Genomic DNA, 24,127 nt, shown 5'->3' with positions numbered 1-24,127 from the left:
TAGTTATGCCCTCGGCGGATGTGCGGCCACACGTCACCCTTACTGTTTCGCAATTGCAGGTGTATCGTATTCGCCTTTTGCGGGCCCAGGGCCCGAAGCTGATACGTGAGGTAGTTGAGTCCATGTCCTTTACCCGTCGACAAATACTCGGTGGTCTGGCCGGTCTTGTAGTGGTTGGCGTGGGGGCGGGTGGCGCGTCGCGTTACTGGCTGGGCAAAAGGGCCGACGCCGAGGCGGGCCATGACTACGAGCTGATCGCCGCGCCGCTGGACGTCGAGCTGGTGCCGGGACACAAAACCGAAGCCTGGGCGTTCGGCCCGTCGGCGCCCGGCACCGAACTGCGGGTGCGTCAAGGCGAATGGTTGCGGGTGCGTTTCATCAACCACCTGCCGGTCGCCACCACCATTCACTGGCATGGCATCCGCCTGCCGCTGGAAATGGACGGCGTGCCCTACGTTTCGCAACTGCCGGTGCTGCCGGGTGAATACTTCGACTACAAGTTCCGCGTGCCGGACGCCGGCAGCTACTGGTATCACCCCCATGTGAACAGCAGCGAAGAGCTCGGCCGTGGCCTGGTTGGCCCGCTGATCATCGAAGAGCGCGAGCCGACCGGTTTCAAGTACGAAAAAACCTTGAGCCTCAAGAGCTGGCACGTCGATGAGGAAGGTGCTTTCGTCGCGTTCAGCGTTCCTCGCGAGGCGGCTCGTGGCGGTACGGCGGGGCGTCTTTCGACCATCAACGGGGTCTCTCAACCTGTCATCGATTTGCCCGCCGGCCAGATCACCCGCGTGCGCCTGCTCAACCTCGATAACACCCTGACCTATCGCCTGAACATCCCCGGCGTCGAAGCGCAGATCTATGCGCTGGATGGCAACCCGGTCGAGCCGCGCCCGCTCGGCAAGGAATACTGGCTCGGTCCCGGCATGCGCATTTGCCTGGCGATCAAGGCCCCGCCGGTCGGCGAAGAGTTGTCGCTGCGCAACGGCCCCGTACGGTTGGCGACGTTGCGCTCCGTGGCCAATACCGATGCGCCGACTGAATGGCCCCCCGCGCTGCCCGCCAACCCGGTGGCCGAACCGGACCTGGCCAATGCCGAGAAACTCAACTTCAATTTCGAGTGGGTGGGTTCGGTGTCGGTGAACGTCGATAATGGCAAGCCGCCGAGCCTGTGGCAGATCAACGGCAAGGCCTGGGACATCACTGACAAGACCTGCGCCGACCGGCCGATTGCCAGGCTCGAGAAGGGCAAGAGTTACATCTTCGAATTGAAAAACATGACTCAATACCAGCACCCGATTCACCTGCACGGCATGAGCTTCAAAGTCATCGCCTCGAACCGGCACAAGGTCATCCCGTACTTCACCGACACTTACCTGTTGGGCAAGAACGAGCGCGCGCAAGTGGCGCTGGTGGCGGATAACCCGGGCGTGTGGATGTTCCATTGCCATGTGATCGACCACATGGAAACCGGCCTGATGGCCGCCATCGAGGTGGCGTGATGCGACAGATTCGTCCCGCCGCCATCATCGACCGTAGCCGTGATCGCGACTTCATGCGTGAAGCCCTGGCCCTGGCCGCCCAGGGCGCCGCTCTCGGCGAAGTGCCGGTGGGCGCGGTGCTGGTGCAGGACGGCGAAATCATCGGCCGCGGCTTCAACTGCCCGATCAGTGGCAATGACCCGAGCGCCCACGCCGAGATGGTCGCCATCCGCGCCGCCGCCCAGGCCGTGAGCAACTATCGCCTGCCGGGCAGCACGCTGTACGTGACCCTGGAGCCGTGCAGCATGTGCGCCGGGCTGATCGTGCACTCGCGGATTGCGCGGGTGGTGTATGGCGCGCTGGAGCCCAAAGCGGGGATCGTGCAGAGCCAGGGGCAGTTCTTCACCCAGGGCTTCTTGAATCACCGGGTGTTGTATGAAGGCGGGGTGTTGGCCGAGGAGTGCGGGGCGGTGTTGAGCGAGTTCTTCAAGGCGCGGCGCGCAAAACCATCAGACTAAACACCGCCTCTCTGTAGGAGCGAGCCTGCTCGCGATGTACTTGAGAGCGCCGCGTCCATTCGGAAAGCCCGCGTTATCGTTGTCCACCATCGCGAGCAGGCTCGCTCCTACAGGTTTCTGCATTATTTTCTGGCCACAATCACCGCCCGCATCGGCGCCGGCAGCCCTTCGATGGTCTTGCTGTGATCCTCGGGATCGAGGAAGTCGCTCAGGGACTGGTACTTCATCCACTCCGTGCCGCGCTGTTCCTCGACCGTGGTCACGCTCACATCCACGCACTTCACATCGCTGAACCCGGCGCGGCGCAGCCACAATTCCAGCGCCGGCACCGACGGCAGGAACCACACGTTGCGCATTTGCGCATAACGGTCTTCCGGCACCAGCACCTGGTGTTTATCGCCTTCGACCACCAGGGTTTCCAGCACCAGTTCGCCGCCCTTGACCAGGCAATCCTTCAGCGCCAGCAAATGTTCGATCGGCGAGCGACGGTGGTAGAACACGCCCATGGAGAACACCGTGTCGAAGCCTTCCAGGTTCGGCGGCAGGTCTTCGAAGGGGAAGGGCAGGTGCCAGGCGTTCGGCTCGGACAGGTAACGCTGCACGGCCTGGAACTGGCAGAAGAACAGCCAGTTCGGATCGACACCGATCACGCTGTCCGCGCCGGCGCCGAGCATGCGCCACATGTAATAGCCGTTGCCGCAGCCGACATCGAGGATGCGTTTGCCCTTGAGGTCCAGGTGCGGGGCCACCCGCGACCATTTCCAGTCCGAGCGCCATTCGGTGTCGACGTGTACGCCAAACAGGTCGAATGGCCCCTTGCGCCACGGCGACAGGCCCATCAACGCGGTACGCATCTGCGCGCGGGTGGCATCGTCGCAATCGGTGTCCAGCTTCAGGCCATTGAGCAAATCGACTTCGCTCGGCTGGATATTTGGCAGGGCGTCGAGCGCGCTTTGCCAGCGCTCCAGGTCGCCGTGACCCTTTTCCATTTTCTTGTCGAGTTGCGCCTGCAGGGTGTTGGCCCAGTCGGCCAGTGGCGTGCCCGCCAGACGGCGGGCGAGGGGGGACAAATCAATCATGGCAAGGCAATCAACGAGGCAAAGTTAAGACACTGGAACCACGGCACGACTTTCGAGAACCCGGCGGCCAGCAGGCGTTCGCGGTGTTCTTCGAGGCTGTCGGGCTTCATGACGTTTTCGATGGCGCTGCGCTTCTGGGCGATTTCCAGTTCGCTGTAGCCGTTGGCGCGTTTGAACGCGACGTGCAGATCAGTGAGCAGTGCGTGCTCTTCGGGGTCGTTGAAGCGCAGTTTTTCCGAGAGGATCAAGGCACCGCCGGGCAGCAATGACTGACGGATGCGCGACAGCAACGCCGTGCGTTGCTCCGGGGCGATGAATTGCAGGGTGAAGTTCAGCGCCACCACCGAGGCAGACTGGAAGTCGAGGGCGAGGATATCGCCTTCGATTACTTCGACCGGCAACAATTCCTGGAACATCGAGTCCTGACCGTTGAGGTACTCGCGGCAGCGCTCGACCATCGCCGCCGAGTTGTCCACAGCGATCACCCGGCAACCGTCGGTACGCACGTGACGGCGCAGGGCCTGGGTCACGGCACCCAGCGACGAGCCCAGGTCATACAGCACACTGTTGGGCTGGGCGAACTGCGCGGCGAGCACGCCAAGGTTTTCGACGATGGTCGGATAACCTGGCACCGAGCGCTTGATCATGTCCGGGAACACCCGCACCACGTCCTCGTTAAAGGCGAAGTCAGGCACCTGGGCCAAAGGCTGGGCGAAAAGGCGATCGGGTTCTTTGCTCACGGCGGTTCCAGCGGCGTAGGTGGAAAAGGCCGGCATTTTAGCCAAGTTGGCGCGGCGATGCGCGGGTTGTCTGATAAAGCGGCGGGGCAAGTCCGGATTCTTCGTCGTCAGTGAGATCGCTGTCGCGAGCCGGCTCGCTCCCACAGGGGATTTCGTCGGATATGAATCTTGTATTCACAGCAGATCAATTGTGGGAGCGAGCCTGCTCGCGATGGGGTCAACGCGGTTTCTGAGTGAACGCCGAAGCGGTGATGCCCCATTGCCCCAGCCAATAGCTGAGGATAATCACGTACGGCGCCGCCTCGAACGGCACTACAAAGCGGCTGATGCCAATCACGCTGTCGGAAAATACAAACGCCACGGCACCGCCCGCCGCGAGCAGCGCCGAGCGCTTGGGCACCTCGGTGCCGAGTCGGGCCAGTGCGCGCCAGAGCATGGCGCTGATCGCCAGGCCGTAGACAATCACCGGGATCAGCAACGGGCCAAGTCCGTGAGCGATCAGAATTCCCAGCAGCACGGCACCGACACCCAAGGCCAGGATCAGTGGCAACAAGGCCAGGCGCCGGCAATCGCTCAAATACGCTTTCAGGTAAGCCAGATGCGCGACCAGAAACGCCCCAAGGCCGAACACGAACAAATCCCCCGGCCACGCCAGCAGCACGTCACCGAGCAGGGAGAAGATCAATCCGAGGCTGATCCAGCGCCGATACTCGCTCGGTGGCGCATCGTGCAGCCAGCCGAGCAGGGCCAGGACGGGCAGCGGCTTGACCAGCAGGCAGAGCAGCGCGGCGTGCACGCTCAGGCCGTAGAGGAACGTCACCGCGCCCATGAGCGCCAGAATCAGCCAGCCCACGGTCAGTTAACCGAGATGTTGCAGTCGAAGGCGTCCACCGGCAGCACTTCCGGCGCCCAGGGCTGTTGCGAAGTCAGGCGCAAACGCCCGGTCCCGGTGGCGAAGGCCTGAAAGCGCCAGGTGGAAATCCCTGCCGCGCCGACCACACCGGCATCTTCCGGGTTGGTATAGACCTCGGGGCTGAGCGCACGCAACACGCCACCGGCCGAATCCTGGATGGCCCAGCGGTAACCCGTGGTCGGATTGCTCGGCAGGGTCAGGATCAGGTTTTGCCCGTTGGTGAGCTTCACCGGGCATTCGCTTTGTTTTTCCACGGTCACATTCTGCTTCGGTTGCGTGGCGCAGGCGGCCAGCAGCGCGAGGGCGAGGGGGACAAACAGGCGGGTGGGGGACATAAGATCAATGGCTCCGGCGTTCACGACGAACGGCGAGCATAACTGAGATGAGACAAAGTGTGACAGTGTTGGGAATTGGCGTCGCCAGGGCCAACGCCATCGCGAGCAGGCTCGCTCCCACAGGGTTTTTGCAGCGAACACAAAATTTGTGAACACCAACCACTGTGGGAGCGAGCCTGCTCGCGATAGCGGTAGTGCGGACGCCAGAGAACTGTCAGAACAACACTTTGGCCACATCCGCAAATCGCTTGGCGAAGTGCACGGTAATGCCTTCCTTCAGATACTCCGGCAACTCCTCGAAATTACCCCGGTTGGCCTCCGGCAGAATCAACTCGAATATCTTCTGTCGCCGCGCCGCGATGACCTTTTCACGCACCCCGCCAATCGGCAGTACGTGCCCGGTCAACGTCAGTTCGCCGGTCATCGCCACGCCTTTCTTCGGCGGCTGGTTACGCGCCAGCGAGAGCAGGGCGCTGGCCATGGTCACGCCGGCGCTCGGGCCGTCTTTCGGGGTGGCGCCTTCCGGCACGTGCAGGTGCACGAAAGCCTCGTCGAAGAACTTTGGATCACCGCCAAACGACTTCAGATTGGAACTGACGTAGCTGTAGGCGATTTCCGCGGACTCCTTCATCACATCACCCAGTTGCCCGGTGAGTTTGAACCCACGGTTCAAGGTGTGGATGCGCGTCGCTTCGATCGGCAGGGTGGCGCCGCCCATGCTGGTCCAGGCCAGCCCGGTGATCACGCCGATGCCCGACAACACTTGCTCGTTGCGGAACACCGGTTTGCCGAGCGAGCTTTCAAGGTCTTTGGGGCCGAGCTTGATCACGGCATCCGGGTCGTCGAGCAGCTTCATCACCGCTTTACGCACCAGTTTGCCGAGGTTTTTTTCCAACTGGCGGACACCCGCTTCACGGGCATAACCGTCGATCAATGCCTTGAGCGCACTGTCACTGATGCTCAGGCTGCCTTTGGACACGCCGGCCTTCTCAAGCTGTTTCGGCCACAGGTGACGCTTGGCGATGGCGACTTTTTCTTCGGTGATATAGCCCGACAGACGAATCACCTCCATGCGGTCGAGCAACGGCCCGGGAATCGAATCCAGGGTGTTGGCGGTGCAGATGAACAGCACCTTCGACAGGTCCATGCGCAAGTCGAGGTAGTGGTCGAGGAATTCGACGTTCTGCTCCGGATCGAGGGTTTCCAGCAGCGCCGAGGCCGGGTCGCCCTGGTAGCTCTGGCCCATCTTGTCGATCTCGTCGAGCATGATCACCGGGTTCATCACTTCGACGTCTTTCAACGCCTGCACCAGTTTGCCCGGCTGCGCGCCGATGTAGGTGCGGCGATGGCCCTTGATCTCGGCTTCGTCGCGCATGCCACCGAGGCTGAAACGGTAGAACGGCCGGCCGAGGGATTCGGCGATGGATCTGCCGACGCTGGTCTTGCCCACGCCCGGCGGGCCGACCAGCAGCACGATGGAGCCGCTGATCTCGCCTTTATAGGCACCGACCGCGAGGAACTCGAGGATGCGGTCCTTGATGTCATCGAGGCCGGCATGGTGCTTGTCCAGCACCTTGCGGGCGTACTTGAGGTCGAGTTTGTCCTCGCCGTACACGCCCCACGGCACCGAGGTCGCCCAGTCGATGTAGTTGCGGGTGACCGCATACTCCGGCGAGCCGGTCTCGAGGATCGACAGCTTGTTCATTTCCTCTTCGAGGCGCTTCTGCACCTGCACCGGCAGGACTTTGCCCACCAGTCGCTGTTCGAACTGTTCGAGGTCGGCGCTGCGGTCGTCCTTGGTCAGCCCCAGCTCCTGCTGGATGACCTTGAGCTGTTCCTTGAGGAAGAACTCACGCTGATGTTCGCCGATCTTGCGGTTAACTTCGGCAGAAATTTCTTTTTGCAGGCGCGCGACCTCGACTTCCTTGCGCAGCATCGGCAGGACTTTTTCCATGCGCTTGAGCATCGGTACGCAGTCGAGCACTTCTTGCAGTTCGCTGCCGGTGGCCGAGGTCAGGGCGGCGGCGAAGTCGGTCAGGGGCGACGGATCGTTGGGGCTGAAGCGGTTGAGGTAATTCTTCAGCTCTTCGCTGTACAGCGGATTGAGCGGCAGCAGTTCCTTGATCGCATTGATCAGCGCCATGCCGTAGGCCTTGACCTCGTCGGTCGGCTCGGTGGGCTGGTGCGGGTATTCGACTTCCACCAGGTACGGCGGGCGATGGTGTTTGAGCCAGGTCTTCAGGCGTACGCGGGTCAGGCCCTGGGCGACGAACTGCAACTTGCCGTTTTCGCGGCTGGCGTGATGCACCTTGACCAGCGTGCCGTAGAGCGGCAGGGCCGACGTGTCGAAATGACGCGGGTCTTCCTGGGGGGTGTCCATGTAGAACAGCGCCAGGGAGTGGTGATCGGATTTGGCGACCAGGTCGAGGGTTTCGGCCCAGGGTTCTTCATTGACGATGACCGGCAGCACCTGGGCCGGGAAGAACGGTCGGTTGTGGATCGGGATGATGTAGACCTTGTCCGGCAGGTTCTGGCCAGGCAGGGCGAGGCCTTTGCCGGTGGAGTGAGGGGTGGCGTTTTCCGGATCGGCGTATTCGCTCGGGTCTTCAGGGAATTCTTGCTGGTCGCTCATTTGGGCACCTGCGCAATGGGTATGGGTCTTAGATGGGGCAGGTTGGCGGTGGTTTCAATGATGCTTGGGCATTAAGCGGTCATTCAAAGGTGTATTCAGCAGGGATTCAGGTTAGCTGAACCTCGGCTTAGCGCGGACAATTGTGGGAGCGAGCCTGCTCGCGATGACGGAGTGTCAGTCAACATTTTAGGTGTCTGACATCACGCTATCGCGAGCAAGCTTGCGCCCACAGGGGGCGTGTGGTGTTTTGAAATCTGCGGCCACAAAAAAGGCGACGCCTGTGAGGGCGTCGCCTTTCGTTTTACTGCCGCTAAAACTTACTCGGGCAGTTTGTACGCAATCACATAGTCACCCATCTTGGTGCCCAGCGAACCATGACCGCCGACCACGAGCAGCACGTATTGCTTGCCGTCCTTGCCGGTGTAGGTCATCGGTGTCGCCTGGCCGCCGGCCGGCAGGCGCGACTTCCAGAGTTCCTTGCCGGTGTTGACGTCATAGGCGCGCAGGTACTGGTCCAGGGTGCCGCTGAGGAAGCCGACGCCACCCGCAGTGACCATCGAGCCGCCCATGCTTGGCACGCCAATGGGCAGGCCGATCGGCAGCGGCGAGCTGTCGCGGCTGGTGCCGTTCTTGCGTTTCCACACGATTTTGCTGGTGGTCAGGTCGATACCGGCCACGTAACCCCAGGACGGCGCCTGGCACGGCACGCCGAACGGCGACATGAACGGGTGCATGATCACCGCGTATGGGGCGCCCGTGTTCGGTTGCACGCCAGCGGTTTCGCTCTCGCGCTTGCTGCCGGCCGCCACTTGGGCGCGCGGGACCATTTTCGAGACGAAGGCCATGTAGTTCGGGCTGGTGAACAACATCTGGCGAACCGGGTCGACCGACACGCCGCCCCAGTTGAACACGCCGACGTTACCCGGGTAGATCAGGCTGCCCTGTTCCGATGGCGGGGTGTACTGGCCTTCGTAACGCAGTTCCTTGAACTGGATGCGGCACAGCATCTGGTCGAACGGACTGGCGCCCCACATGGCTTTTTCGGTCAGTTCCGGGGCCAGCAGGTTCAGGTCCGAACGGGCCTGGGTCGGTGCGGTGTGGTCACCCTTCACGGCGCCTTGCGGGACCGGGATTTCACGGATCGGAATGATCGGCGTGCCGTCGCGACGGTCGAGGACGTACAGGCTGCCTTGCTTGGTCGGTTGGATCACAGCCGGCTTGATGCCGTCAGCGGTTTTCATGTCCAGCAGGGTCGGCTGGCTGCCAACGTCCATGTCCCACAGGTCATGGTGGGTGAACTGGTAGTTCCAGCGCACCTTGCCGGTGGCCAGATCCAGAGCGACCAGGCCGGCGCTGAATTTTTCTGCGCCAGGGGTGCGGTCCGCGCCCCACTGGTCAGGCGTCTGATTGCCCAGCGGCAGGTAAACCATGCCGAGTTTTTCGTCGACGCTGGCCAGCGACCACATGTTCGCCGAGTTGCGGCTGTAGATCTGGCCCGGTGCCAAAGGCTCGGTGGCGTCCGGGTTGTTGCTGTCCCAGTTCCACACCAGGTGACCGTCGCGCACGTCATAGGCGCGGATCACGCCGGACGGCTCGTTGGTCGACTCGTTGTCGGTGACGTGGCCACCCATGATCACCAGGTCACGGGTGATCGCGGCCGGCGAGGTGGAGTAGTAGCCGCCCGGCGTGAACGGGCCGATGCCCTGGGTCAGGTCTACTACGCCGTTGGTGCCGAAGCCTTCGCAGATCTTGCCGGTGTCGGCATTCAGTGCGATCAGGCGGGCGTCGGCGGTCGGCAGGTACAGACGACGCGGGCAAGCCTGGGCCACTGCTTTACCGGCTTCGGAAACGACGGCGGACGCCGCATCGCCGGCCTTGGCGTAGGCGTTTTCGTCATAGTAGGAAACGCCACGGCAGGTCATGTGGGCGAAGCCCTTGAAGCCCGACGGGCTCTTGATCTGCGGGTCGAAGCGCCAGATTTCCTTGCCGGTGTCCGGGTCCAGCGCCAGCACCTTGCTGTGGGCGGTGCATGCATAGAGCATGCCGTTGGCTTTGAGCGGGGTGTTTTCGTTGGTCAGTTCCACCGGGTCATCGGCGGTTGGCAGGTCGCCGGTGCGGATGCGCCAGGCTTCCTGCAACTTGCCGACGTTGCCGGGCGTGATTTGCTTGAGCGGCGAGTAGCGATCACCGAATTCGCTGCGGCCATAGGCCTGCCAGTCGCCTTCGGGCATTGCTGGCGCCGTGCTGGTCATGTCGGTGCTGTCGCGGCCCAACTCGCCAAGGACTTCACCGGGGTGGGTGAACTGGCTGGCAAGGGCGGTTGCACCGGCCAGCGCCACGGCCACGCTCAATGCGCCGGTGCCCAGTGGCGCAGTGCCGTCACGCAGCAATGGACGGCGGAACCACGGCAACAGCATCACCACACCCAGGGCGAACCACAGCGCCAGGCGCGGCACCAGTTGCCACCAGTCGAGGCCCACTTCCCACAAGGCCCAGACGGTGCTGGCGAACAGCACCAGTGCGTACAGGCCCAGTGCGGCGCGACGGGCGGCGATCAGCAGAACGCCGGTCAACGCGATGCCGATACCGGCCAGCAGGTAGTACAGCGAGCCGCCCAGCATGCTCAGCTTGACCCCCCCGGCCAGCATGGCCAGGCCCATTAGCAGAAGCAGTATGCCGAGCAAGGTCGGCAATAGACGGCTTCGACCCAAGGCACCCTCAGTGCTCATAGTGTGATTCTCCGTGACGTTTCAAGTTGTCCCGCGCCAGTTCACTGTAGATGACGATCCGGCGCGGGCATGGTTCAGATAAAAACGGTTTGGTTGATGCAACCCTTGTGGGAGCGAGCCTGCTCGCGATAGCGGTCTGGTATTCAGCATTAATGTCGACTGATACACCGCCATCGCGAGCAGGCTCGCTCCCACAGGGGAATGGTGTTTTTAGAACGACGACTGGATCTTGATCCCGCCAATCAGCGCGTCGTCGACCTGGTCTACGCCACCGGGGTGACGGATGTACTGCAGGTTCGGGCGCACGGTCAGCCAGTGGGTGACGTGCACGCCGTAATAGAGTTCGGCGCTGTATTCGGTGTCCTGGGGCGGCAGGAAGGCCGGGTCGTCGTAATCGAAGACGGCGTGGGCCTGATTGGTCGCTTCGGCGTTTTTGCGATACGCCGGGTTGACGTGGACGCGGGCCAGGGCGAAGCCGATGTCATCTCTGGCCCGGGCATCGAGCAAGCCTTTGTAGACGAGGCCGGCCTGGACATAGTTGTCGATGGCGTTGGTCTTTTTGTCGTGCATCGTGCCGTTGGCGAACAGGCTCAAACCACGACTGTTATCGCTGGCGACGCTGGTGACCTGCTGCTGAAGGCCGAGCCATACGCCGTGCTTGCTCGACGCGCTGCGGTAGGCCTCACCGCTCAGGGCCGCGGGCTGACCGTTGCTGTCCTTGTAGACGTCGCTGGCTTTGGCGCTGCTGTAGTAGTAACCGGCGCGGTACTCGCCGGGCAGGCCGTTGAGCTTCGGCGTCCACACCAGTTCCACCGGCAGGACCGTGCCCTGGGTGCCGCTGCCGCTGAGTTTGAAGCCGTTGTCACGATCGAGGTTGGACGGGTTTTGCTCATAGGCACCGACCTGCGCGTACAGCTGCGGCGTCAGGTGATATTTGACCCGCATCGCCCATTGGCTGACCGGCCAGTTGTACCAGATGCCACCGGCCCAGTTGCCGACCTGGGAGCCGCAGAACGCCAGGTTCTGGAAGTCGCAAGGGAAGCTGTTGAAGTCTTCGCCTTCGCCAAAGCGGCCGACCTTGATGTCGAGTGTCTGGTCGAGGAATTTCTGCTGATACCACATCTGCGTCAGGCGCGAGGTCTGGCCACGCCCCCAGACTTCCTGGGCCGAGGTGAAGCCGCCGACACGCGGATCGTTGATCCGGTCGTTGCTGATGTTGTTGCCGCTGCGTTTGGTCACGGTCAGCTGAAATTCGGCGTCGTTCCAGCCGAGGATCTTCTGCAGATCCAGATGCGTACCGAGGCCGAACTGGTCGCTGTAGCGCGCCGTGCGGTCGTGGTCGTAGCCGCCGTGCAGGTTGCTGCCCATTTCGCCGGTGTAATCGAGTTTGAAGTCGTAGCCTTTTTCCGCCAGTTCGGTGCGCGTGCCGTTCCAGTCGCCGAGCATCCACGGTGAGTCGCTATCAAAGGCCGCCGCAGCCTGGGCGCAGGTGACGAGGCTCATCGCGGTCAATCCGCCGATCAGGTTCAAGGCGTTCCGGCAGGCGACAGGCTTAAAGACAGCGCTGTCTTTCGAAGGTTGTAAATCAGGCATAGAGGGGAAATTCTTGATCTTTTTCTGGGGATGATTGGACGCGGCAGGCGAGATGCGTATCAGCGGAAGCGTTTCAGCAAAGGCCAGTGCAAGGATAATGTTCTGTTACAAATAGAGAAAGCGCTTTGTTGAGATGAATTATTTCGGATTCGGTAACAATTGTAGGAGCGAGCCTGCTCGCGATGGACTTGAACGAAAACGCGTAAAACCAGATGCCCAGCGGTGTCATTGCGTTTTTCTCGAGCAAGCTCGCTCCTACAGGGTCCCGGGATCCCAAGATCACCTACATTTGATAGATCGCTTCCACCCGAAGAAGCCCTCGGCTAAGGTGCGCGGCTTCCAATCCACACTCTGCTCGAAGGCCTGGCATGACCGAACACAACACTGACCCGCTGCACGGCGTGACCCTGGAACAGATCCTCAACGCCCTGGTTGAGCATTATGAGTGGTCGGGGCTGGCCGAGCGCATCGATATTCGCTGCTTCAAGAGTGACCCGAGCATCAAGTCGAGCCTGACGTTCCTGCGTAAAACCCCTTGGGCACGGGAGAAGGTCGAGCGCCTCTACGTAAAGCTGATGCGCACCAAGCGTCCGCTCTGAACAGGGTCAACCCGATGGCGATGGGGTCTGCCGCACGACGTCATTTTGTGGCCGTGGCAGCGGTCCTGGGTTGGGCCGGCCTGAGCATCCAGATGTACCTGATTTTCTATTCGCGGTGGACCCTGGGCGCCAGTCTGCTGGGTGGGTTGATGAGTTTTTTCAGCTACTTCACCGTGCTCAGCAATACGCTGGTGGCGACGGTCCTGACCTGTGAACTGACGTCCCGCGAGTCCGCTGCACGGCGCTGGTTTTTACAATCCTCGGTCAGTAGCGGCATTGCCGTGAGCATCGCCGTGGTCAGCCTGGCCTACAACCTGTTACTGCGCCATTTGTGGCACCCGCAGGGCTGGCAATGGCTGGCCGATGAGCTGCTGCACGACATCATGCCGCTGCTGTTCCTGGTGTATTGGTGGTGTCGTGTGCCCAAGGGCCGGTTGCGGCTGGGGCACATCGCGTTGTGGGTGATTTATCCGCTGCTGTACTTCGGCTATTCGCTGCTGCGCGGGCATTTGCTGGCGGTTTATCCCTATCCGTTCGTTGATGTGGAGAAGCTGGGTTATCCACAGGTGTTCATCAATGCCGGGGGATTGTTGGCGGGGTTTGTGTTGATTGCGTTGCTGTTGATTGGATTGGATGGTTGGCTGGGACGCCGTGCCAAGGGGCTGAATTTGTAGTGTTTGTGGCATCGCCATCGCGAGCAGGCTCGCTCCCACAAAGGTTTGCTGCACACAGATCCAATGTGGGAGCGAGCCTGCTCGCGATGGGGCCCTAAAGCCGGTCACTCTTCGTCAGTGTTATCCAGCCGCCAGTAGCCGACCGCTTTGACGAACTGCTCGTCCAACCCATGCTCATCGAGCAACACTCGACGGATTTGCCGTGACACCTTGGTCTCGGTCGCGACCCAGGCGTACAGGCTGCCCGTGGGCACCTTGATCTGCCGCACCGTGCTCAGCAGGTGGTCCTTGCCACCTTCGCGCAGCACCCAGATCACGTTGACCTGGGCAGCGCTCTGCAGCACTTGCTGCTCCTTGCCGTTTTCCACTTCGACAATCACCAGCGCCCGCCGATTCGCCGGCAAGCCTTCAAGACGCCGGGCAATGGCGGGCAGGGCGGTTTCGTCGCCGATCAGCAGATAGCTGTCGAACATGTCCGGCACGATCATCGAACCGCGCGGCCCGCCGATGTGCAGGAACTGCCCCGGCCTGGCCTGTTCGGCCCAGGTCGAGGCAGGGCCGTCGCCGTGCAGCACGAAGTCGATGTCCAGCTCCAGCGTGTCCAGGTCATAGCGACGCGGGGTGTAGTCACGCATGGCCGGCATCGGTCCGTCGCTTTTGCCGGCGCCGAGTACCAGGGTTTCCAGGGCTGCCTGTTCCGCCGCGTTCTGCGGGAACAGCAGTTTGACGTGATCGTCCGTGCCGAGGCTGACGAACCCTGCCAGTTCGGGCCCGCCCAGGGTGATCCGGCGCATGCGCGGGGTCAGGTCGACCACCCGCAACACTTTCAGGCGCCGGCGTTTGATTTCGTGCATGACGCGATGAATGGCTTGGGTAACGACTTCAGTCATTCGGCTTTCTCCTGGGCAGCTTGAACGGCGGGGCCGTCGACGATGGCTTTGGCGGTGTCGTTGAGCAGGGCCGCGACACGCTGGATCTCTTGCGCGCTCCAGCGGCCGTGGTGCAGTTGCAGGGCGTGGCGCAGGTTGTGCACCGCCTCGTGGATTTCGGGTGGGCGATCATGGCCGCGCAGGGAGCGTTTGCTGACATCGATGCGCACCCGCACGCCTTCAAGGGCGACGGCTTGCTCGGCCAGGGATTGACGCCCGGCGTCGGTCACGCAATAGCGTTTTTTCCCGCCTTCGGCGTCGCCCTGGATCATTTCGCTCTCTTCCAGAAAGGTCAGGGTCGGGTAAATCACGCCGGGGCTGGGGCTGTAGGCGCCGTCGAACATGCCTTCGATCTGGCGGATCAGGTCGTAGCCGTGGCAAGGCTGTTCGGCGATCAGCGCCAGCAACAGCAATTTCAGGTCACCGGGGGCGAAGACCCGGGGACCGCGACCACCGCGCTCGCGTCCGGGACGTTTCTCGAAGCCGTCGCGGCCGTCGCCGTGTTCACGGTGGGGGGAATGATGGTCTCTCATTTGTGCTTTCTCTCGTCGTGTTTAGACATAACTTAAGATATATCTTAATGGGGGCGCAAGCCCCCCCGACCGATGGCCGTCCCGAGCGTCGGGCCGATTTGCCCGCCAAAACGGCAAAAATGGTGGCAATCAATGCAGGTGAAAAACCTGAAATTAGTGTTAACTCTCTAATGTTATGTTTTGGCCTATTAAATGCGGGACTTGTGGTATTGGTCTTACAGAAGCAACTAGGTTAGTATCTGCGAGTCATTGTCGTTAGTGTCAGCTTTGTAGTATTTCTCTTACAGTCAGGCATTCAATTTTAAGTAATTTCAGGTTTTTTCTTTCTGCCTCGATAGCACTTTGGCTACGCACTTGCAGGAACTTGCCTGCTTACTTTCCAGATAAATTGGTCGATCATCTTTCGGCGTTGAAAGTTCAGCTGAGCAAATAACTGCTCGTGACGGTTTTGCTCAACTTGAACTTTCTGCGCTTTATCCTTTTAAAAGACAGGTACTGAAAGATGTTCAAGAAAATCGCGTTCGCTGCTCCTCTGGCTGTTCTGGCACTGAGTTCTTCCGCCGTATTCGCCGCGGGTGAAGCCCGTCATTCCATCAACCTTGTCGCTCATGTACCCACCAATGGTTTCTACGTGGTGCCGGTCGATCCGGATCTGGTCAACAAGGATCAGAGAATGGATTACTTGCCAAGCAAAGGCACCATGGATGAGGTCAACGGTTTCTTCGACGTGCGCAACAACAACGGTTCGGTGCACGCCAGCCTTGAAAGTGTGCCGAAGCTGATCGGCGGTGCTTCGGAGATCGACCTGCAAGTGGCACTCAACAATGTAGTGCTCACGACCACTCCGCAAATGGTCGTCGGCGAAACCGAATCGAACGTGAACTATCGTGCCCCTCTCACATCAAGGCGCTGGGCACTACCTTTGCGCCAGGTGATTACACCGGTGCGGTCACCATGATGTTCGATGCTGTTCCTCCTGCTCCTTGATCAAGAGTCATAAGCACTTACTTGTATAAGTAACGTGACCGACCGGCGCTGTAAAAAGTTGCCGGTCGGGATTTAACTTCTTTGTTATTAGAGTACTCGTTCATGTTCCCGATGACGCCCATCGCGGCAGCGCTTGCGTTGCTGTTATGTAGCAGTGCATTTGCGGCGCCCACTTCTGTTGATCATACGCCGCGAAGTTTGCTGGCCCAGGCCAAAGGCTTGCCGGCAGAGTTCGAGGAGCATTTCTTTGACGTTCCGTTGGCGGTTCGGGTCGAGCTCGATCAACAGCCACTCGGTGAGGCGATGATTGTGTTGTCCCGCGATGACCGGGTGACGTTGCTCGATTTCACCGATACCAGTGAAAGCCGTTTGGGTGCCGGGGAGCGCGAGACTTGGGCCGACATCCTCAAGCCCGGCGTGGCCTTGGGAGCCTGCACGGGGCAATGCCCGGAACAAATGCTGGCGGTTCACTACAACCTGGAAAATTCCTTGCTGTCGATCGTCACCGAAAATGCCGAGCGCGACAGCGAAGCCAAGCGTTTCTACGCTCAGCCCGAAGGCGGCAGCAGCGGCCTGATGGTGCGTAACCAGCTCAATCTCAACGGCGGCCAGGATCAAGACCTGGGCGGTCGTTTCGGTCTGGAGGCCAGCGGCAGCCTGGGCAACTGGAGCCAGACCTTCAACATGCAACTGGCGCGTCTGGGCGGGCCGGATGACAAGACCTACCACGCGGTGCATGAGCTGTTCACCCAGCGCGAACTGGAGGGCAGTTTTTTCCGCCTGGGCTACTTCACGCCCAACGCCGAAGGCCTGACCCGCCAGCCCCGTTCGTTCGGCACCAGTCCCGACACCGCCGTGGGCGTGATGTATGGCAGCTCCGACAGCCTGGCCATCGACAGTCCGAAACCCAGCGTGTACCCGGTTTATGTCACGGCCAACCGCCAGGCATCGGTGGAGATCTATCGCGATGGCCTGTTGATCAACACCCAGTCGGTCCCGGCCGGGTTGCAAACCCTCGACACACGGCCATTGCCCGGCGGCATTTACGAAGTGGAAGTACGGCTGATCGAGGACGGTCAAGTCACTTCGACCACTCAGGAGCTGATCTACAAGCCGAGCAACTGGCGCAACCACGATGAGCGCTGGCGCTACAACCTGTTCGCCGGGCAGGAAAGCAAGCTGCTGAGCAACTGGGATCAACAAAGCAGTGGCGATGCGACGGCGGGGGCTTCGATCAACTATCTGTTGCACCCACGGGTGATTCTCGGCCTGTCCGCACGCCAGGTGCGGGAAAAGCTCCAGTACGGCAGCTCCATCGACTGGACCCTGGGCAACAGCACCAGTGTCTACGCCAACCTCTACCAGACCGAGGACCACGGCACCGGTGCCGACCTGCAAGGCCTGTACAGGCGTTGGCCCAGGACGTTTCAATCACGGCGTTGTTCAAGCCTGATCCGACGCAACCCCATCTCAACCAATTCAAGAACACCACCCCGCCCAGCGGTTACTGCGAGCGATACCCGGGGCAATGTGTCGAAAATCAGACGTTCAGCCTGCAAGTGCCGATTCAGTTCGAGTCCAGCCAGGCGATCCCGGCCAACCATGGGTCGCCGCGCCAGGGCGCAACGTTCAGGGTGCCGGCGCAATGGCGCGATCTGACGGTTCGTCATGAATCCGGAGCGGTGGAGACGGTAAAAATGCGCATTACCGGCATAGGCTCCAAGTATGTGGGGAAGTCTTTCAGCAAACCGTTGGCTTTGGCGGAAAAGCGGGTGTTGTCGAGTTTCAGGATCGTGACCTTGTCCAGAAAACTTTGTAGCTGCGGCCGATCGGGCCATTCGGATTGCAGATTTATCGGAAGCAGTTCCCGTGACAGATCCAGTGCATAGCCATGGGGTTCGGTACGGCTGCCGAGCTCGGCATTTTTTCTTTCGAAACAGGCGAGTAATCGCTCGGCAATGTGTTGTCGAGTTCCGCGCAACGGCATCGGATTGTCGGCATCCAGTCCGGCGGCCTGCGCGTGCCAGAGATCGATCAGATTGCGCAGTTGGTTGAGATCGTTTTCCTGTTCCTCAAGCAGCCTCATCGGCTCGCCCCTTTCAGTCAGGGCACGGGCAAACGTATCGACCTCGGTATCGCTGAAGTGCGGATAAAGGTCATGGATGCGTTCGTGCAATGTTTTGCCTTCCTTGCTGAGCCAGCCCCCACGCACCAACAGCATCGTTTCATGCTCGGCCACCATGCGAACGGGCGGCTCGGCGAGCACCACCCGGCGTTCGCTCGGCGGAGCCGATTTGACCATGACCCACTGCCTGAACAGTTCTGCATCCCCCGGTTTGTAGCCCAGGGCGTTTTGTCCATTCACTTGCGTGGCCTGCAGCACGGCTTCAAAAAAGTCATCGGCTTCATGGATCGGCTGATCGTCACCGTCACGCACCTGATACTGCCCGGCCTCGTCGCGAATCAGGACCCGCACCCGCGTGGCGTCATCGGGGCCGACGCTGTAACGCAGCTCGCCATCGATGGTTCCCTGACGAATCTCCAGGCGCAGGTCGCCGAAGGTATCGGTGTTGAAGCGCAGGGTGCCCAGCACCAGGCGCTCGGTGTCGGGGGTGATTGATGCGCTCGGGTATAGACCCTGGGCCGCCCGCACCGCCCGGGTTTCGAATTGCAGCTCTCGGGCCTGGGTTTTCAGGCGCAGGGGCAGGCGTTTCTTCTGGGCGATGTGCTGATCTTCCGTGGCACTGGCGCCCTCGATGATGTGTTCGGCAACGGTCGCCGGCAGCTCGGGGAATTCGCTGAACAGCGGCGCGATTTCAGTGGATAGTGGCGCGGGTGCAATGGGGGGTGAAGCCAGGCGTTGCAGGGTATCGGTCAGCAGCGGTGGGGGCGGGGCGTTTTCAACATGCACCCTGCGCAGCACGCCTTCATCGGTGCCGCTGATCTGGCGGATCTCCTCCAGCTGTTCATCGTTGAAACCCTCGGTGCTGTGGCCGAGGCGGCGCATCAGGGTCGAGCCTTCCCACTGGCGCGGGTTTTCCGTTTCGCAGACCCAGGCGCCATGGCCATTGTGGCGCAGGGTCGGGGCGTAAGCATCGAAGCGCTGCGGATGGCGGATGCGTGGTTGCCCGGTGACCGGGTCTTCCAGCACTTCGAAATGTTGATCGTCCAGGCGCAGGATGCGTCGACCCTGATGCTGGTGAATACCCTGGTCATCCGGCCGGGCGTCCGTGGGCAAATTCACGTCGGTGCGTTGATAGGGGCTGAGGTCAGGGTTCCACAAACGCGTCTCACCGTTGGCCAACTGCACTGGTTTCAGGCCTTCAAAAAACGGCGAGAGCTTCGTCCGTGCCACATTGCCGACGGCGCCTGCCGCCGCGAACACGCCCAGCTGGATGACGCTTTCCAGCACGCCGAGGGTCTGCTCACCTGCGTCGGCCAGGCGTCCTTCGGCCAGGTCGACCAGGCCCTCGACCACGCCATCGGTCAGTTGCCAGGCCGTGTACGCCAGCATCAGCGGGCCCAGGCCAGGCACCAGCGGTGTCGCCACCAGCAGGGCAACGTTGAGGATGTCGGAGAGCATTTTTTCCAGGTTGTCCCACCAGGCCCACCTGGCCATGCGGTCGGCGTATTCGGTGGAAATGGCGATCTGCCGGGCATCGTTGAACACCTTGTTGAGGGTCTGCCGGTAGCGATAGCCCCACAGGTCATTGTTGAAGGTCGTCTCGCGGTCGATCTTGATGCTCGACACGCTGAATTGCAGATCGGGTTTATCCACAGGGGTTTCGCGCCAGCTCGGCAAGCTGGAACCGGCGGCCACCGGCTGCCATTTCACCGTGCTCAGGCGCGCGTTCAACCCGGCAAAAAAATGGCCGCGTTGCTCATGGGGCACGAACTGGCTGAAGAACCGTTGATAGCTGTTGGCGGATTCGCCATCGCGCAACTGGCGCGTCAGTTCAGCCATGAACTCGAGTGACGAGGCGTACCGCTTGAGTGGGTGGAGCGGATCATGGGGAACATAGGCAATCACCGGGACCGCGCCGCTGGCGCTGGAGGTGTCCGCCGCGATCAGGATGATGCCGCTCAGGCGCGTGTCCATCATCGCCAGGTTGTAATAGTCGACGGGTTGGCCGTTCCACTTCAGTCGCGAACGATCGTCGAGCATGCCTTGCACGACATCAAAGGCCTCCTGGTCGATGTCGTTTTTCATCAGGGCCATGTGCGCGGCGACATTCAGTGCGCTTTTCTGGCTGAGGATGACTTTGTGGCGCAGGACATTGCTCGCCGCTTTGTCGGTGGGCAGCAAGGTGTCTTTCAGGTGCTGTTGATAGCGGGCGCCGATGTCCAGGTCGCGACACAGGGACTTGAACTGCTCGATGCTCAGTCTGTGCTTGAGCGGTTTGACGTTGAAATGCCCGCGTGCATCGGGGCGGGTGATGAACTCGGAGTCCTGGGTGAACGTCTCGTCCCGGGAAAAGTTGTGCAGCGCGGCGTCCAGCAGCGAGACGGTGCGGCTGGTGGTTCCGCCGGAAAAGTCATGCACCCACCAGGCCGTCGTCACCGGGGCATAGAGTCGCAGCCAGGTTTGCTCGACATCGTCTTCGACGCCGAAGCGGTCCTTCAGCGCTTTCTGCAGCAGAGGTTTGGCAAAGGCGGAAATATCCTGCACACCACTCAGAGCCTTATCTGCGGTGTTTTGCGCGGTCCAGCCGAGCTGGATGGCTTTTTTCAACTGGCGGTGAGCGGTGGTTGACGCGTTCTTGTGCCAGTCGGGCACCGTCAGCCTGACCGATTTCAGGGGGGCGACACGCGATGGCGAGGCGTTCAGCAGCCAGGCAGGAATCGCCTTTCTGACCTGATGGAAGTGGATGCTTTTATCGAGGGGGTCTGATCCTTGAATCGCCGAGGGGGTAATGGGCATTGCCTGATCGTCCTTTGATCATGAATCGGACGACCAGACTAGGTAGGCATGAGGCCCAGAAAAAGCGCAAAAATCGGTTTGAATCGGCGCCGTTGCCGGCACCGTTCTCGCAAAAATCGAGAGTGAAAAATACATATGTACCGCCATCCTTCCATTGAGTTCTCTCAGCGGCCGGCGGTGACCTCGGTTGGCTGGCACATGGTGTGGGTGCCCGGTTGCAGGTAAGGCGTGAGGATTGGCGCCATGCCCTTGAGCACCTGCACCGGCAGTGCCGAGGTGAAGGTGAAGGCTTCCGCCGAGCGCCCCGGTACGAACGCCGTCAGGGTGCCGAAATGGGTATCGCCGATGTAGAACACGAAGGTCGCCGTGCGGTTGAGGGACTTGGAACTCAGGATCCGTCCGCCGGAACCGATGGCTTCGATACGGTTGTCGCCGGTGCCGGTCTTGCCTCCCATGGCCAGCGGCCTGCCATCGGGCAGTTTGAAACTGCCGGCGACCCGCTTGGCGGTACCGGCATCCACCACTTGTGACAGGGCTTCGCGCATGGCGGTGGCGACTTCGGACGGCATGACTCGCTTGCCGACGACCGGGTCATTGATCAGTTTGGTTTCATAGGGCGTGCCGGCGGCGAAATGCAGGCTGTCGATGCGCAGGGTCGGCATGCGTACGCCGTCGTTGAGGATGGTGCCGATCAGCTCGGCCAGGGCGGCAGGGCGGTCGCCGGAGCTGCCGATGGCGGTCGCCAGCGACGGCACCAGGTGGTCGAACGGATAGCCGACTTTCTGCCAGCGCTGGTGGATGTCGAGGAACGCCTCGATCTCCAGCATGGTACGAATGCGGCCGTCACGGGCACCCTTGTGCTTGCTCTTGAATAGCCAGCTGTAGACCTCCTGGCGTTCGAACTGGCTGGCCTTGACGATGTCCTTGAACGTGGCGTCCGGGTGGTTCAGCAAATAGCCCATCATCCACAGATCCAGCGGGTGGACCTTGGCGATGAAGCCTTGGTCCGGCAGGTCGTAGCTGCCCGGGCCGTAACTGTCGTAGAGCCTTATCAGGCGTTCATCCGTGAGTTTTTCGGTGAGCTTGGCGCCTGTGAGGTGCGAGCGCACGAAGGTGTTGAAGCTTTCCTGGCTGGCGTGTGGCAACAGGTATCGGTGCACGGCGGCCATGCGGATCGGGGTTGGGCGCATGCCGTCGAGGAAGGTTTCGAGCCGAGCCTGGGTGTCCTTGTTCTTGTATTTTTTCCAGAACTTGAGCAGGAATGAAGTGCCTTCGCGGTCGGCGAACGAGGCCAGGTATTCCTGACGACGTGGGTCGCGGTCGTCCTTGAGCAATTCGGAGCTGTTGTTGGGGCCGGAATAGGTGGTGTAGCGCACCAGGTCGCGCATCAGGCGTATGAACGGCAGGTTGATCGACTCCCGCAGGGCATCGCGCAGGGTCGGCATGCGGCCGTTGTCTTCCTTGCGGAAGTTATGGAACACGTGCAATCCGCCACCGGTGAAAAACGCTTCGCCGGGGCTGGCGGAATATTTGCGGTCAAGCGCCGCACCGAGCATGGGCTGCAGGCTGCGGTCCTTGTTCTGGATCAGGTAATCGACCACCCAGCGGCTCAGGTGATCCTGTTCTGGCACCTCGACTTTCTTCAGTTCCGGGATGGTCATGCCGGCATATTTATCGTGCAACTCGGCAATGATCTGCAGATAGGTGGTCAGCACGCGCATTTTTGCTGTGGAGCCCAGTTCCAGTTTGCTGCCTTCATTGATGTCGAACGGTTGATCGGTGCTGTCGGTCTGCACCCGCACCCGCGAACCGTCCGGGGTCAGTTCGAACAGCGTGAAGCTGTAGCGCACTTGCGTGGTGCTGGTGGTGGTCAACAGCCGCTCGCCGATCAGGCCGATCTGCGAAGCGAAGGCCGGGTCGGCGAGTTTTTTCAGGTACTCGGTGGCCTGGGTTTGCAGTTCGCCTTGCAGGGTGCTGGTGGCCGAGAGGTCAAGGCGGTCAAGGTCGTACAGCGGGCGATTGAGCATCCCGGCCAGACGGCTGCGGGCCACGCTGATGCCCTTGTTGGTTTCGATCGGCTGGATGGTCGGCTGGGTGGCCCAGTCGCGGTACGTCACCTTGCTGGCCAATGCGGCGGCGGCAAACGGGGCGTCGATCACGCCATTTTGGGCCAACAAGCGAATATGGCTGTCGGTGAGGTCGACCAGTTCGTCACGACCCTTGGTCAGGTAATGGGACGGGCGGCGCTGGGCGATCATCAATGACAGCATCTCGCGCAAGGCCAGACCTTTCGCCGCCATGGTTTGCGGGTCTGTCGCGGTGCGGGTCAGTGCTTCGTTGGCCTGGTTGAAATCGGAGCCGTACCACACCCGCAAGCCTTCGGCCATGCCATGCACTTCGCCGTGGCCGGGTACGGCTGACAGCGGCACGCTGTTGAGGTAGTCGCGAACAATGTTCTGCCGGGCTTCGAGGGTTTGTGGCCCGGCCTGATAGGCACGTACGGTGGCGGAGATCATCTGGCGGATTTTCTCCGCGCCATTGACCGTCAAGCCATCGGGCGAGTGCCGGTATTTTTCCAGCTGCGTGGCCAGAGTACTGCCACCGGCGGACTGGCCGGGTACGTGCAGCAACTTGGCAACCTGGGACCATGCCGCCATGCCGAAGCGCGGCCAGTCCACGGCAGGGTTGGCCAGGGGTTGCCTGGGGTCGAGCAGAAAGCGGTTTTCGATAAACAACAGGCTGTTGACCACCACCGGCGGGATCGAGGCAAAGCTGGAATAGAGCTGTTGCGGATAGTGGTACTGGTACAACGGCGCGGCGTGGCAATCGGTAATCGATAACCCGGCCTGGATTTTCTCGGCATAGGGCACGAACAGGCCCCTGTCGGTGTAATTCATCAGCGCCGGAGAAAATCGGGTTTGCGCTTCGATGACGAAATCACGCTTGAGCAAACGGGGCAGGAACTCGCCCAGCGAGCTATAGCCCAGGCGCAGATCGAACGGGCCGGCGCCAGGGTAGTGAATGGCATCACTGGGGCCGGGTTTGAGTTCATAGTTGAGGGTTTGGGCAAACTTGCTGATCTCCCGCGATTGAAACCTCGACGTGCGCATCTCCTTGGACGCCGCCAGGCCTACGACAATCGCAATGATCAATATCAGCAACCAAAACGCCTTCCACCCATGCTTGACGCGACTGCGACGGGGTTTTTCAGGTATAGGCGCTTCATCCACACGTTCAGTCGGGACCACGGTTTTACTCGAATCGGTTTGCCATAACGCGCCCATAGTCGACTGATCCATTCACGCAGATTGATCTGACTTGTCTGAAGCTTAGACGGTGCTTGGCGATGGTGAAAAAATTGTGAACCTCCAACTATCGGGTTTCTTCCGTTCCCTGTGGCGAGGAAGCTTGTCGGATCGCCGCACCGTCCCCCTCGAGTGCGCCGCAGTCGCAACACCAGGCAACCG

Annotated in this window: 15 protein-coding genes and 2 pseudogenes; 6 read left to right on the top strand and 11 right to left on the bottom strand. The window is 61.2% G+C overall.

The window, feature by feature from the left end; all coding sequences use genetic code 11:
• The first annotated feature begins 122 nt into the window (after window positions 1-122).
• A complete protein-coding gene (locus tag JQF37_RS23515) occupies window positions 123-1,499 on the top strand; it encodes a multicopper oxidase family protein (protein WP_130207507.1) in 1,377 nt (458 codons plus the stop codon).
• Window positions 1,499-1,996 carry a tRNA adenosine(34) deaminase TadA gene (tadA, locus tag JQF37_RS23510; RefSeq protein ID WP_047538171.1) on the top strand — a complete coding sequence of 166 codons (498 nt, stop codon included), beginning with the start codon at window positions 1,499-1,501 and terminating at the stop codon, window positions 1,994-1,996. Before JQF37_RS23515 ends, tadA begins: the two co-directional genes overlap by 1 nt.
• A gap of 122 nt (window positions 1,997-2,118) precedes the next feature.
• On the opposite strand, the gene cmoB is transcribed toward tadA, so the two are convergent.
• The 7 genes from cmoB to JQF37_RS23475 form a co-directional block, all read right to left on the bottom strand.
• Window positions 2,119-3,075 (bottom strand): tRNA 5-methoxyuridine(34)/uridine 5-oxyacetic acid(34) synthase CmoB, encoded by a 957-nt coding sequence (gene cmoB / locus JQF37_RS23505; RefSeq protein ID WP_130207509.1) that lies wholly within the window; start codon window positions 3,073-3,075, stop codon window positions 2,119-2,121.
• The gene (gene cmoA / locus JQF37_RS23500; RefSeq protein ID WP_189340409.1) at window positions 3,072-3,851 is read right to left on the bottom strand and encodes a carboxy-S-adenosyl-L-methionine synthase CmoA; all 780 of its coding nucleotides are present in this window, start codon (window positions 3,849-3,851) and stop codon (window positions 3,072-3,074) included. Before cmoA ends, cmoB begins: the two co-directional genes overlap by 4 nt.
• A gap of 181 nt (window positions 3,852-4,032) precedes the next feature.
• On the bottom strand, window positions 4,033-4,668 hold the full coding sequence (locus JQF37_RS23495; protein ID WP_130207513.1) for a lysoplasmalogenase: 636 nt from the start codon (window positions 4,666-4,668) through the stop codon (window positions 4,033-4,035).
• A gap of 2 nt (window positions 4,669-4,670) precedes the next feature.
• A complete protein-coding gene (locus JQF37_RS23490) occupies window positions 4,671-5,063 on the bottom strand; it encodes a protease inhibitor I42 family protein (protein ID WP_130207515.1) in 393 nt (130 codons plus the stop codon).
• 214 nt (window positions 5,064-5,277) lie between these two features.
• Window positions 5,278-7,695, bottom strand: a complete 2,418-nt coding sequence (lon, locus tag JQF37_RS23485) for an endopeptidase La (protein ID WP_130207517.1) — start codon at window positions 7,693-7,695, stop codon at window positions 5,278-5,280.
• 317 nt (window positions 7,696-8,012) lie between these two features.
• On the bottom strand, window positions 8,013-10,424 hold the full coding sequence (locus JQF37_RS23480) for a glucose/quinate/shikimate family membrane-bound PQQ-dependent dehydrogenase (protein ID WP_130207519.1): 2,412 nt from the start codon (window positions 10,422-10,424) through the stop codon (window positions 8,013-8,015).
• Window positions 10,425-10,634: 210 nt separating this feature from the next.
• Window positions 10,635-12,017: a carbohydrate porin gene (locus tag JQF37_RS23475; protein WP_130207521.1), complete on the bottom strand. Its 1,383-nt coding sequence runs from the start codon at window positions 12,015-12,017 to the stop codon at window positions 10,635-10,637.
• A 368-nt stretch (window positions 12,018-12,385) separates the two neighbouring features.
• Between JQF37_RS23475 and JQF37_RS23470 the strand changes: the two genes are divergently transcribed.
• Both JQF37_RS23470 and JQF37_RS23465 read left to right on the top strand, forming a co-directional pair.
• Window positions 12,386-12,616, top strand: coding sequence for a VF530 family protein (locus tag JQF37_RS23470; RefSeq protein ID WP_007985772.1), 231 nt, complete (start codon window positions 12,386-12,388; stop codon window positions 12,614-12,616).
• Window positions 12,617-12,630: 14 nt separating this feature from the next.
• Window positions 12,631-13,290: a Pr6Pr family membrane protein gene (locus tag JQF37_RS23465; RefSeq protein ID WP_204149769.1), complete on the top strand. Its 660-nt coding sequence runs from the start codon at window positions 12,631-12,633 to the stop codon at window positions 13,288-13,290.
• A 104-nt stretch (window positions 13,291-13,394) separates the two neighbouring features.
• Here the strand turns inward: JQF37_RS23465 and JQF37_RS23460 are convergent, their stop codons facing one another.
• Both JQF37_RS23460 and JQF37_RS23455 read right to left on the bottom strand, forming a co-directional pair.
• Window positions 13,395-14,180, bottom strand: coding sequence for a siderophore-interacting protein (locus tag JQF37_RS23460; protein WP_130207525.1), 786 nt, complete (start codon window positions 14,178-14,180; stop codon window positions 13,395-13,397).
• Window positions 14,177-14,752: a PadR family transcriptional regulator gene (locus tag JQF37_RS23455; protein ID WP_130207527.1), complete on the bottom strand. Its 576-nt coding sequence runs from the start codon at window positions 14,750-14,752 to the stop codon at window positions 14,177-14,179. Before JQF37_RS23455 ends, JQF37_RS23460 begins: the two co-directional genes overlap by 4 nt.
• 502 nt (window positions 14,753-15,254) lie before the next feature.
• Between JQF37_RS23455 and JQF37_RS23450 the strand changes: the two are divergent.
• Both JQF37_RS23450 and JQF37_RS23445 read left to right on the top strand, forming a co-directional pair.
• A pseudogene (locus tag JQF37_RS23450) lies at window positions 15,255-15,739 on the top strand (CS1 type fimbrial major subunit).
• A gap of 102 nt (window positions 15,740-15,841) precedes the next feature.
• A pseudogene (locus JQF37_RS23445) lies at window positions 15,842-17,146 on the top strand (TcfC E-set like domain-containing protein); the annotation flags it as partial.
• 259 nt (window positions 17,147-17,405) lie between these two features.
• On the opposite strand, the gene JQF37_RS23440 reads toward JQF37_RS23445, so the two are convergent.
• Entirely contained in the window at window positions 17,406-20,660 is a 3,255-nt protein-coding gene (locus JQF37_RS23440) for a DUF6543 domain-containing protein (RefSeq protein WP_321197582.1), read from the bottom strand.
• Window positions 20,661-20,824: 164 nt separating this feature from the next.
• Window positions 20,825-23,944 (bottom strand): transglycosylase domain-containing protein, encoded by a 3,120-nt coding sequence (locus JQF37_RS23435; RefSeq protein WP_130207529.1) that lies wholly within the window; start codon window positions 23,942-23,944, stop codon window positions 20,825-20,827.
• Between the last annotated feature and the right edge of the window lie 183 nt (window positions 23,945-24,127).

The organism is Pseudomonas sp. MIL9, from assembly GCF_016887925.1.
In the GTDB taxonomy this organism is placed as follows: domain Bacteria; phylum Pseudomonadota; class Gammaproteobacteria; order Pseudomonadales; family Pseudomonadaceae; genus Aquipseudomonas; species Aquipseudomonas mohnii.
The sequence above is the reverse complement of the archived record's forward strand: the minus strand, read 5'-3'. Positions and strand labels throughout refer to the sequence as shown.